This window comes from Accumulibacter sp. (assembly GCF_016789985.1).
Lineage (GTDB): Bacteria > Pseudomonadota > Gammaproteobacteria > Burkholderiales > Rhodocyclaceae > Accumulibacter.
The window spans coordinates 1-11,681 of record NZ_JAEUOL010000190.1; the positions used below are offsets into that span (position 1 = coordinate 1).

Genomic DNA, 11,681 nt, shown 5'->3' on the forward strand with positions numbered 1-11,681 from the left:
AAACTGCCAACGACAACCGAGAACCCTCCGAAAGGGATTAGATCGACGGCAACACATTCCACGACCGCGACGTCGAGCACGTCACCAGTCCGTATGCCATCAGGGCCGTGATCAGGATTGGGTGGGGCGCCGAGACCAACACGATCGCTTCGACGCCGAAGGCGAGGTAGTTCTGATTCTCCTCTCTGGCTCCAGTGATCACGACGTCTGTATGGAAAGTCAGCGAGATGCAGATCAACGGAATCTGGAATTTGGGCCGTAATGACTACAGTCACGAGGGTGACCAATTGGAAAGCGGCGTCGGCTACAAGTTACGTTCCAACGGCAACCTCGAAATGCTCCACCCGATCCTTGACGACAAGCAGGTTCTGAAGTGGCGTCGGCGCCGCCGGAGATTCCACAAGGACACGGATGGCTGCGACAAGAGGCACAAGAACCACCGCTCGTCCGGCAGTGGGAGGCTGCCACGCAACAGTCGGTGTCCGTCAGCACAGGATGGCCGCGTCCCACGACCTCGCAGGCATGGCCAGCCTTGGATGGTTGTCTGGCAGTCCCTCGCAAATTCACGCCGCCAAGGTCTATCTGGCTGAACCAAGACTCAGCTGAAAGCACAGCTTGACACACTGAAAAAACCATGACATCCGAAGAACATATCCTCGACCTGAGGCAAATCGCGGAGTTGCTCCGCTGCTCTGAAGAACAGGCTGCCAGTCAGCTAGCAAGCGGCAACCTCCCCGGCGTCAAGTTTGGCAAAGCCTGGATAGCTCCCGCTGACGCTCTGTTCTCCCGGCTGAACGAGATCGCCATTGAGCAGGCGAACGAACGGCGAACACGGGACAGACTAGTGCCAGTGGCCGCTACAGTCGACGCATCCAGAGTTGCGAAGAAACGGCCGCCAGCGCTGCCATCGTGTTGAGACCCAACTAACCCAGCCGTGACGACAGATCCTCGCCGCGCAAACTGGCGTAGCGCAGCGCCATGCGCGGATCCGTCCACCCCATGATACGGCAGATCTCCGTGTCGCTGAACACCCATCGTCCATCCTGATGGCGCAGCTCGAACCACCGGCATGCCGCCTCGTGCCGCAAATCGTGCTCGGTAAAGTCCTCCACGCCCGCATACGCGAAGAGCCCACGAAAGCGCTGTGATAGCCGATTGGTAGCCCCAGCCCTGCCCTGCTCCGTACCATCCCAGTACGGAAAAACCAACCCGGACCGACCCTCGCACCAACTGCGCAGGGGTTGACGCAAGGCCACCTTGATCGGTACCACGCGTGGCTTGCGTGCACCCCGTGCGCCCTTGCTACCCTCGACGCGGATCACGTTGTACTGAAAGTCGATCCGTTCTACAGTCAGGCGATACGCCTCGAAGAGACGCAGCCCGGTATCAACGATCAGCCCGTATAGCAAACAGAATGCAGTGTCGTCAGTGAATTGGCGCTCGCGGTCGCGTCGTTTTCGTCCATCCAGGGCAGCCAGAACTCTCTCGGCCTCTTCCCTAGACAACCTGCGATCCCGCTCGATATCCTGCTTTGGCGTGACAAGGGATGAGTCCTCCCGCGAGTAGGTGCTGTAGCCGGCAGGCAACAGACGGAACGGATTCGCTATGGCCGCGCCCGACGAATGTACGCGCCTGGAATGCCAGTCGAAAACGCGACCCAGCAGGCCGATCCGCTTGCGAATGGTTCCTGGGGCCAAGTTGCGCTTGCGCTTGAGTTCGCTCACGTACTGCTCGACCCATCGATATGTGACACCGGACAGGCGGACGCCGACAATTTCCAATAGCACGACGGAAAGCAGAGCGCTGTCGGAACGGGTCACCGGGAATTGTGCGGAGTAGTCGCTTGCAACACGAGTGAGCAGGGGATCGTCGGCACGCTCTGGCTTCGTCAGCAACTCCTGAGGAACGATCGACCGTTTGAGGAGTGCTTCGAGCTGGCTGCCGTAACTCCGCGCTTCGTCCTCGGTGTCGAAGGTGAAGAAGAAAGGGCGCGGGAGCAGCTTGTGCTTCACGCGCAGTTGGAACCGCTCGCCACGTTGTTGAATGGACGCCATGGGAGCGATTCTACTCGCCTACACGCCCTGCACGATCCGTTGTTGGGTAGCGCTGCTACCATTTTGAGGTAGCATGAACCGGGTTCTGGCCGGTTTGAGCCGCCCAACCAAGCCGATTGAGCCGATCGACTAGATTGCATCCGATTGATTCTAATGAGATTTCTTTGAGGCGCGAGCGGGAGTCGAACCCACCTACACGGATTTGCAATCCGGTGCATAACCGCTTTGCTATCGCGCCGTGCCTACCTGAAGATAGGTGCTGTAGCTGACCCGGAGACGCCAGCCTGGACTACGGAGAACTTGGAGCGGGAAAAGAGTCTCGAACTCTCGACCTATACCTTGGCAAGGTATCGCTCTACCAACTGAGCTATTCCCGCGTGAAGCGAGTGCGCATTATAAAGACCTGCCCGGTGCTGTCAACGCATTCTTCCGGCGCCCAGTCCAGCCCACGCCGCCACTTGCCCAGCGCTACCGCTGACGGTCCTCCTCGATCAGGTGCGGCCACGCCATACGCATGTAGTAGCCCATCGACCACAAGGTGAGCACGGCGGCCACGTAGATCAGCCAGGTGCCGACCTCGAAGAGGTCGATGCCGTGCAGCGGAGCGTAAAAGAGCAGCAGCGGGATGGCGACCATCTGCGCCGTCGTCTTGATCTTGCCGATCATCGATACGGCCACACTGCGGTGCGCGCCAATACGCGCCATCCACTCGCGCAAGGCGGAAATCGTGATCTCGCGGCCGATGATGATCATGGCCAGGATGGCGTCGAGCCGACCGAGCTGAACGAGGACGATCAGCGCTGCGGCGACCATCAACTTGTCGGCGACCGGATCGAGAAAGGCGCCGAAGGCCGAAGTCTGCCGCCAGCGCCGCGCGAGATAGCCGTCCAGCCAGTCGGTCACGGCAGCCACTACGAAGATCAGCGTGGCGGCCAGGTCGCGGCCGACGAACTGCAGCCACGAGTCCGGCAGGTAGTACACGGCGATCAGCAGGGGAATCAGGATGATCCGCAGCCAGGTCAGGAGAATAGGTATGTTCAGTGGCATCAATGCAAAGCCGTATAGATTTTCTCGGCCAGTTCCCGGCTGATTCCGGGGACTGCTGCCAGTTGGTCAACCCCGGCATCCGAAATTCCCTGCAAACCGCCGAAGCGCGCGATCAGCGCCTTGCGCCGCTGCGGTCCGATACCGCTGATCTCTTCCAGACGGGAACTCCGGCCGGCCTTGCCACGCCGGGCACGATGTCCGGCCACCGCAAAACGGTGCGCCTCGTCGCGAACCTCCTGAATCAGATGTAGTGCCGGATCTTCGGGAGACAATTGTAACGGCTCGCGACCATCGGCGAACACCAGGTTCTCCAGCCCGGGTTTGCGCGCCTCTCCCTTGGCGACGCCAAGCAGCGGCAAGTGCAGCAGACCAAGTTCCTCCAGAACCGAAGCTGCCGCGTTCACCTGGCCACTGCCTCCGTCGATCAGCACCAGGCTGGGGAGCACCCCTTCGCCAGCCGACAGCTTTTCGTAGCGGCGCTGTACCGCCTGCCTGATGGCCGCGCAATCGTCTCCCGGCTGAATGTCGGCAATGTTGAACCGGCGGTACTCCGAACGGCGCATCCCGCTCCCCTGATAGACGACGCATGCCGCCACCGTCGCCTCGCCTTGGGTATGGCTGATGTCGAAACATTCGATGCGCGCCTCCTGGCCTTCCTCGAGGTCGAGGGCGAGCCTGCAGCGGAGGGCCTCCAGCCGCTCCTCCTGCCGCGAGAATGCGGTGCGCCGTGCGGTGATCGCCAGTCGGGCGTTCTGCTCGGCCATCTCGACCCAGACGCGCTGCAGCGTGAACCGGGCCTCGCCAAGCCGCACCGGCAGAGCAGCCATACTGCTCAGGGCCCGTCCCACCTCGCCATCGGGCAGCGGCTGGTTGAGCAGGATGCGCGGCGGAATCGGGTGAGCGAGATAGTGCTGGCAGAGGAAGGCAATCAGTACCTCGAGTGGTGATGAATCGGCCGCATTGGCCGGAAACTGCGGCCGGTCGCCGAGATGCCGGCCGCCGCGGACCATCGCCAGGTTCACGCACACCAGACCGCCCTCCTCGACCGCCGCAACGATGTCGACGTCGCCTGCCTTGCCACTCTCGACATATTGCTTTTCCTGCACCTGCCGCAAGGACTGGATCTGGTCGCGATAGACCGCCGCCTGCTCGAAGGCGAGTCGCGCCGCCGCCTCGTCCATGGCTTGCGAGAGGCTGCCGATGACATCCTGCTGTCGGCCCTGCAGGAACATCGTCGCCAGCCTGACGTCCTCGGCGTAGCGCTCCGCCTCGATCAGTCCAACGCAGGGTCCGGAACAGCGCCTGATCTGGTAGAGCAGGCAGGGCCGCGAACGGTTATTGAACACCGAGTTCTCGCAGGTGCGCAAACGAAACATCTTCTGCAACAGATGGATGCTCTCGCGTACCGCAACCGACGACGGAAAGGGGCCAAAGTAGTCAGCTCGCCGGTCCGTGGCGCCGCGGAAGAAAGCCAGCCGCGGATAGCTGTCGTGCGTCAGGACGATGTATGGATAGGACTTGTCGTCGCGAAACAGGATGTTGTAACGCGGAGCAAGACTCTTGATCAGATTGTTTTCGAGCAGTAGCGCTTCCGCCTCGGAGCGCGTCACCGTCGTTTCGACGCTGGCGATCTGCGTCACCATCAGTCCGATGCGCGGGCTCGGATGCCGCTCCCGGAAGTAGGAAGCCACCCGTTTGCGGAGATTCTTGGCCTTGCCGACATAGAGTACCTGTCCGGCAGCGTCGAGCATCCGGTACACGCCAGGCAACTCGGTGAGGCCGGCAAGCAGGGCTTTGGCGTTGAAAGCTTCGGTCATCGGAACTTGGCAGGTTCGCCGCCGGCCGGACGCTGCGTCTTGATCAGGTGCTGCAATATGGCCAGCAGGGCCGCCCCGCTCATGCCGAGCATGACAATGCCGTTGAGCGACTCGAGAGGCCCCAGGAGTTTGCGCTCCTTGCTCATGACCACGTCGCCATAGCCCAGCGAAGTGAAGTTGACTGCCGAATGGTAAACCGCCTCATAGAACTCGCTGAACTCCGCAAGCCAGAGGAACAATGCACCCCAGAGCATGATCTGGATAAAGTTGCCCAGCATCATGACCGTCATCGCGATCAACAGGACGCGAATGCCGCTCCATGGCCCATCACCCGACGGTTCTTCAGCCAGCGGCCGCAGCGAGTAACGGACGCTCCAGAAAGTGAAGGTGACCTGCAGCACCAGACACAGCATCATGAGCAGCAGGCCGATTGCCAGATTTATCGCGATCATGCCGTGTCCCTTCCTCAGCCACGGTTGAAGAACAGCGCCTCGCTCCGCGAAGCGCGCCAACGTTCGAGCGCCCAGACGGTCACCCAGGCGTAGAGGGCCACCCCGACATAAAGGCCGATGCGGCTGATCGACGCGACGAACACGCCGGTGCCGCTGGCACTGTCCTCGATGGCCGGCCCGAGAAGGACCAGCATGGTGGTCAAGGACGTCTTCCAGAAGGTCGGCGGGAACGCCGTGGCCTTCACCGCGAAGAGGCGCGCGCCGACCCAGAAGGCAGCCGCCATCATCCACAACATCAACATCCAGAGGCTCGGCCAGAGCGACAGACCGAACCAGACGACGATGGCCATCAAGGCTCCCATCAAGGTCGAGCCGACCAGTTCCCGACCGGCCGAACCGGTGTCCGTGGAGCACGCCTGCTGACCCAGCGTCACCGTGTTCATGATCGCCGCCAGATAGAAAGAAGGGTCGGTCAGTGCCAGGACGAATACCGGCAGGACGACCAGCGTGCCGCGCAGGGCGATCCAGCCAGCCGTCTCGCGACTCGCACCGGGTGTCTTTGCTTCCTTGTTGCCCGACCGCTCATGATCCGGAAAAAAGGCATGCGAAATACTGCTGACCAAACCGCCAACCCCGATCCCAAGCGCCATGGTCAGGCTGATCAGCGTCACCAGTGCCTGCTCCGCCACCCCGGCCACCGGGATCAGGGTGAAGGTCACCACCAGCAACACGGTCAGCGGGTTGCCGCTGCGCATGCCCAGGAAGAACAGCGCATAGAGGATGGCACCGGTCAGCACCACACCGCTCAGCGGGTAGTTCTCGAGCAGGGGAACCATCAGCACCCCTGCCACCAGCAACACCGCCAGCAGCAACGCAATGATAGCCGCCTTGGCCAGCGGGATCGGCGGACCCGGCTTGCAGAGCACCATGACGACCACCAGGAGAACCAGGTAGGGCATCGACAGCGCCAAGCCACCGTAGGCAATCAGGACGGCGAGTCCCAATCCGATGGCCAGTCGGAGTACCGCCTTGTCCGCCCGGTTCATCGGCGACCGCTCAGTAGAGATAGGAGAACAGGCTCATCAACCGCAGGTAAGCGGCGCCGAGCAGGTTCATCAGGGTATGGTCGCCGGTGTAGACCATCACCTCGGCCTGCCCGCCGATGCGCACGCGCTGCAAGCGCTCGCGTTCGGATGCCTCGAACTCGACCGCCACCGGGAAACGCTGCGCCTGACGCAGCCAGTCGCGGCTGTTCTGGATCGTCGGCAGGCTGCCGGCCTGGGTCTGCTGCCCCGAACTGACGCCGCTGCCAACGCTGCGCACCCGGCCTTTCAACACTTCGCCGGGCAGCACATCGAGGACGATCGCCACCTCGTCGCCCGGGTCGATGTTGCCGAGGTTGTTTTCGGTCATGTCGGCGTTGATCCACAGGTCGTGGATCGCAATCAGGGTCATCGCCGGTGCACCGGCCTGGGTGAAATGGCCGACGTCGGTGCGCAGGTCGGTGACCAGGCCGCGTGCCGGGGCAAGCACACGCGTACGCGACAGATCGAGTTCGGCCTTCTCGATCGCGGCGCGGGCGCTGAGCAATTGGGCGTTGTTGTCACCGCTCTCCCCGGCCGCCTCCTGCGCCTTGCGCAAGTCGGCCTCAGCCGCCTTCTCCCGGCTGCGTGCCTCGATCCGCGTGGACTGCGCCACCTCCAGACGGCGCACGGAAATGGTGCCGGGATCTTCGGCATACAGCCGCTCCTGCCTTGCCGCATCCTGGTCGGCCTTGACGTGATTGGCCTGCGCCGCCTGCAGTGCGGCACGGGCCGATTCCACGGTGGCCGCCGAGGCGTTGACCGAACGGCGCACCGACTCGTAATCCGAGCGGCTGCGTTGCAGCGCGATCCGGTATTGGCTGGGGTCGATATCGAACAGCGGCTGTCCGCGCTGCACCTGATCGTTGTTCTTGACGTGCACCGCCAGCACCTTGCCCGCCACCTCGGCGGCCACCGGTACGACAAAGGCCTGGACTCGCGCCTGGGAAGTGTACGGAGTGAGGCGGTCGGCCGCAAAATACCAGAGCAGGCTGACGAAGATCAGCGTCAGGACGACGGTCGCGCCGATGCGAGTGCCCTTCCCTGGCTGTGCTGAGAGGGTTTCCCCTACCACTCCTGGCACTGCGTCCTGCTCTTCGGGTTGTTGACTCATGGCTCTTCCGTCCTCGGCTTGATCAGTTGGGGGCCGGCCTCGGCCGCCGGCAGCGGCACTTGCAGCAGGTCCTTCCAGTCACTGCGCTCACCCATGGTTTCACGGGTCGCGTCGTCGACCAGGGGACGCTGACGTCCCGCCTGCCAGCCACCACCCATCGCCTTGTAGAGGCCGATCAGGCTTTGCGCGACATTGCCCAGGTTGGACACCTGCCGCTCCTGCTGGCTGAACAGGGTGCGCTGCGAGTCGAGCACGCGCTCGAAACTGGCCAGGCCTTCACGATACTGAATGCTGGCAATCTCCAGCGAACGCCGCGCCGCCTTCACCGCTTCCTCCAGTATGCCGATCTGTTCGCGGTTCCTGGCAAAACCCACCGCCGCGTCGTCGACCTCACGCGCCGCCTGCAACACGGTCCCCTGATACTGTTCGTACAACTGCTGGAAGCGGGCGTCCTGCGCCAGCACCTCGCCGCTCAGCCGGCCGTGGTCGAAGACGTTCCAGACCAGGCTGGGGCCAACGCCCCAGGCAAGAATCCGCGGCGCGCCGGAGAGCGAAGTGGACGACAGTCCGAGCGAGCCGAGCAGCGCAATCGATGGATAGAGGTCGGCCAGGCTGACCCCGATCAGCGCCGATTGAGCGGCCAGTTGCATCTCGGCCGCGCGGACGTCAGGACGGCGGCGCAGCAATTCCGCCGGCAGATCCACGATGATCGCCAGCTCCGCTTGCGGAATGCGATCCGGGCCCGTGGCCATTTCCGGCAACGGTCCGGGTGGCCGGGCAAGCAGCGCGCCAAGCGCGTTCTGCGTCTGGCGCAGGCTGCCCGCGAGCTGCGGGATGGTCGCCAGGGTGCTCAGGTACTGGGCTTTGGCCTGTTGCACGTCGAGTTCCGAGTCGTTGCCATGCTTGAACAGGCGCTCGGTGATCTCGAGGCTGCGTTTTTGCAGCGCCGCGTTCTCGTGGGCGATCCTGAGCCGCAGTTCGATGGTCCGAATCGACGCATAGAAGGTCGCCACCTGCGCCGCCATCAGCACCTGCAGATCGTCATACTGGGCGATGGTGGCGAAGTAGTTGGCATCCGCTGCCTCGATACTGCGCCGGAACCTGCCCCAGAAGTCGAGTTCCCAGCCGACCGTCAAGCCGGCGCTGTACGCCGTGAAGGCGGTGTCGCTCCCCACCGAGCGCTCCTCGCCGGTACGCAACACCTTGCCGCTGAGCTGCTGTTGCTGCGGATAGAGCGTGCTGCCGGCGATCAGGAGTTGGGCACGTGCTTCGAGGATGCGCATCCCGGCCGTGCGTACGTTCGGATTGACGCGCTGCGCTTCGGCAATCAGGCGATCGAGCACGGAATCGTCGAAGTTGCGCCACCACTCGTCGCTCCGCGTTCCCGCCTTGCCGCGCTGCTCCACCGCCAGCGGCTCGAGCGAGCCACCCGACCAGGCGGCCAGCCAGGGCACTTCGGGGCGTCTGAAGTTGGGGCCGACCGCCGTGCAGGCACCGAGCAGCAGCGCCCCCGCCAGGACCACCGGCGACATACCCGGCCAGCCCGGCAGATGGCGGCGCATCGACTCAGGCGGGCGAATCACGCTCCGCCTTCTCCGGACTGGCCTCCGGATTCTCGGCCACCCAGCGCATGAAGATCTGGTAACCCAGAGCCAGCAGGGTCGCGCCGACGAACATGCCGAGGATGCCGCTGGTTGCCATCCCGCCGAGCGCCCCGAGCAGAATCACCGGCATCGGTGCATCGACGCCGCGCCCGAGCATCAGCGGCTTCAGCACGTTGTCGGAGAACCCGCTGACGATCAGCAGAACCGTATAGGCGATGGCCGGGACGCCACCGTAGTCGCCGCTGGTCCAGATGTAGCCGATCGCCGGCAAGGTGACCAGCAGCGCCGGAAGCTGGGCAACTCCCAGCACCAGCACGATCAGCGACAGCACGCCGGCCCACGGAATGTCGGCAATGAGCAGCGCCAGGCCGATGAGTAGCGCCTGGATGCAGGCTACTCCGATGACCCCCGAGGCGACGGCGCGAATGGTCGCGGTGGACAGCATGGTGAACTCTTTGCCGCGCGCCGTGCCGGCGATACGCTCGAAGATTGCCAGCATCGCCCTGGCCCCCGACTCGCCGAAGGCCATGATGATTCCGGCGACGATGAAGGAGCACAGGAACTGCAGCAGTCCGCCGCCGATGCCGGCGACCATGCCCAGGCCATCCTTGGCCAGCTCGCCGATCTTCGGCTGCATGCTGCGCACCACCGCCGGCAGATCGGCATGGGCCCGCGCCCAGAAGCCATGCACCTTCTTGCCGACAATCGGCCATTCGGCGACGCCCGGCGACGGCGGGGGCACCTGCAGCGCATTCTGCTTCACGTTATGGACCAGATCCTGGATCGAGTCGCCCAGCGAACCGACCAGCAGCGCCGTCGGCACCACGATCAGCATGATGCCCATCAGCACCAGCAGGGTCGCCGCCAGTCCCTGCCGGCCACCGATCTTGCTGGCCAGCATCTGATGGAGCGGGTAGATCGTCACCGCCAGAATCAGCGCCCACAACATCAGGGTCAGAAAGGGGGAGAAGATCCGGTAGCACAGCATGACCAGCGCGAGGATCAGCCCGGCCCGGATCAAAACGTCGAGCAAGCGGGCGGCCAGTCGTTTCTCCAGTGCGTGATCGGGGTCAGGGGTTGCATTCATCGGGGGACTCCTTCTGCAAGGCACGCACACCGACCACTGCCCGGCGCACCTCATCTGATTGCCGAGCTCCGTGGAGCAGGCAAGAAAAGAGCCTGCAATCTAGCACAGAAGCGCCGGCATGCAAGCGGGTGAGGCACAGCCCGCCATGCCGGACAGACATGATGCCCCTCTCCGCGCGGCCCGTCCGGCGCCGCTTGCGGCAGCGCCCGTTCGCCGTTTGCTCCCCGCACCAGTCAGGTCGAGGTTGCAGCGAATGCTTTCGGAACACTCCCACTCCCGGCGGTATCGTTGCAGCGGCTTGGGTGTGTGCCTGGATGATCAAACTGTGACCGGGCACCCTGACGGCAAAGGGTAAAATGATGCTTCACCTTGCCAGGAGTCCGTCATGAGCGTTTCCCTCGTCCTGACCGTGATCGGAGATGATCGTCCCGGTCTTGTCGAACAACTTGCCGCAGCCATCAGCCAACACCAGGGCAACTGGCTGGAATCGTCGATGTCCAATCTGTCCGGCAAGTTCGCCGGCATTGTCTGCGTCAGCCTCCCCGAGGTGCGGCTCACCGCGCTGCAGGAGGCACTCGCCGTGCTGCCGGGTCTGCGCATCACTGCGGAGATCTCGCACGCACCGCAAACCCGAAGCGCCAGCCGGCGGCTGAAGCTCTCGCTGGTCGGACACGACCGCATCGGCATCGTGCGCGAGGTCTCGCAGGTGCTTGCCCGGCACGCCATCAACGTCGAGGACCTCAGCACCTACACGGCCAGCGCTCCGATGTCCGCCGGCATCCTGTTCCACGCCAGCGCCGAGCTGACCGCCTCGCCAGCGCTCGATGTGCGCGAACTGACCAGTGACCTGGAAAATCTGTCGAACGACCTGATGGTGGATATCACGCTGGACGAAACCATCCACACCTGAGCCATTGGCAGGCCCAAGGGGAGAACCCCCTAGCGGAGCCCTTCTCCTCGAAACGGCAAGCAGGGCGCATCTGCCGGCCATGACGTTTGACAAGGCCGGCGCGGACTGGACATACTCGCAACCTGCGGCACGCCAATGCCGCATGATGTCGTCTCCGTCGCCGCCCTGCCGGACCGGCCCAGCGACCCGACGGAAAAACCCGGAGCACGTGTCGGCCCGCACACCTCCTGCCGACATGCCGATTCCTGATTAGCAATGATCGTCAGCCGGGCGCGCTGGGTGAGCCCGGCGAGGCTTATCCTGCACTCTGTCACCACAGGGAGCACCGCCATGGCCATGAATCGAATTCAGTTTCAACCCGGTTTGTCGATGCTGGAGTTCACCCAACGCTTTGGAAGCGAGTCGCAGTGCGCCGCCGCTTTGGAGGCGGCGCGGTGGCCGAAAGGGTTTTCCTGTCCGCGCTGCGGTGAGCGCGCTCACTGTGTGCTGCGCGGGGGGTCGTGCAAGGTGTTTC

General features: G+C 63.7%; 10 protein-coding genes and 2 tRNA genes. 2 read left to right on the forward strand and 10 right to left on the reverse strand.

What is annotated here, in order from left to right; all coding sequences use genetic code 11:
• Positions 1-923 precede the first annotated feature (923 nt).
• The 10 genes from JNK99_RS11235 to JNK99_RS11280 all read right to left on the reverse strand — a co-directional run bounded on the left by JNK99_RS11235 (position 924) and on the right by JNK99_RS11280 (position 10,257).
• Entirely contained in the window at positions 924-2,054 is a 1,131-nt protein-coding gene (locus JNK99_RS11235) for a site-specific integrase (RefSeq protein WP_291852922.1), read from the reverse strand.
• 167 nt (positions 2,055-2,221) lie between these two features.
• Positions 2,222-2,292: transfer RNA gene (locus tag JNK99_RS11240), tRNA-Cys, on the reverse strand.
• Positions 2,293-2,355: 63 nt separating this feature from the next.
• Positions 2,356-2,431, reverse strand: a tRNA-Gly gene (locus JNK99_RS11245).
• Positions 2,432-2,522: 91 nt separating this feature from the next.
• Positions 2,523-3,101, reverse strand: a complete 579-nt coding sequence (pgsA, locus tag JNK99_RS11250; RefSeq protein ID WP_291852925.1) for a CDP-diacylglycerol--glycerol-3-phosphate 3-phosphatidyltransferase — start codon at positions 3,099-3,101, stop codon at positions 2,523-2,525.
• On the reverse strand, positions 3,101-4,918 hold the full coding sequence (uvrC, locus tag JNK99_RS11255; RefSeq protein WP_291852928.1) for an excinuclease ABC subunit UvrC: 1,818 nt from the start codon (positions 4,916-4,918) through the stop codon (positions 3,101-3,103). Before uvrC ends, pgsA begins: the two co-directional genes overlap by 1 nt.
• Positions 4,915-5,370: an ion channel gene (locus JNK99_RS11260; RefSeq protein WP_291852931.1), complete on the reverse strand. Its 456-nt coding sequence runs from the start codon at positions 5,368-5,370 to the stop codon at positions 4,915-4,917. The genes uvrC and JNK99_RS11260 overlap by 4 nt, the downstream gene beginning before the upstream one ends.
• Positions 5,371-5,384: 14 nt before the next feature.
• Positions 5,385-6,416: a hypothetical protein gene (locus JNK99_RS11265; RefSeq protein ID WP_291852934.1), complete on the reverse strand. Its 1,032-nt coding sequence runs from the start codon at positions 6,414-6,416 to the stop codon at positions 5,385-5,387.
• A 10-nt stretch (positions 6,417-6,426) separates the two neighbouring features.
• Positions 6,427-7,566, reverse strand: coding sequence for an HlyD family secretion protein (locus tag JNK99_RS11270; protein WP_291852937.1), 1,140 nt, complete (start codon positions 7,564-7,566; stop codon positions 6,427-6,429).
• A complete protein-coding gene (locus JNK99_RS11275; RefSeq protein ID WP_291852946.1) occupies positions 7,563-9,128 on the reverse strand; it encodes a TolC family protein in 1,566 nt (521 codons plus the stop codon). Before JNK99_RS11275 ends, JNK99_RS11270 begins: the two co-directional genes overlap by 4 nt.
• Before the next feature lie 4 nt (positions 9,129-9,132).
• A complete protein-coding gene (locus JNK99_RS11280) occupies positions 9,133-10,257 on the reverse strand; it encodes an AI-2E family transporter (RefSeq protein ID WP_291852940.1) in 1,125 nt (374 codons plus the stop codon).
• A 385-nt stretch (positions 10,258-10,642) separates the two neighbouring features.
• Here JNK99_RS11280 and JNK99_RS11285 point away from each other — a divergent pair, with 385 nt between their 5' ends.
• On the forward strand, positions 10,643-11,167 hold the full coding sequence (locus tag JNK99_RS11285; RefSeq protein ID WP_291852943.1) for an ACT domain-containing protein: 525 nt from the start codon (positions 10,643-10,645) through the stop codon (positions 11,165-11,167).
• Positions 11,168-11,497: 330 nt separating this feature from the next.
• Positions 11,498-11,681 (forward strand): transposase (locus JNK99_RS11290; RefSeq protein WP_291852949.1); only part of this gene is annotated, 184 nt, incomplete at its 3' end.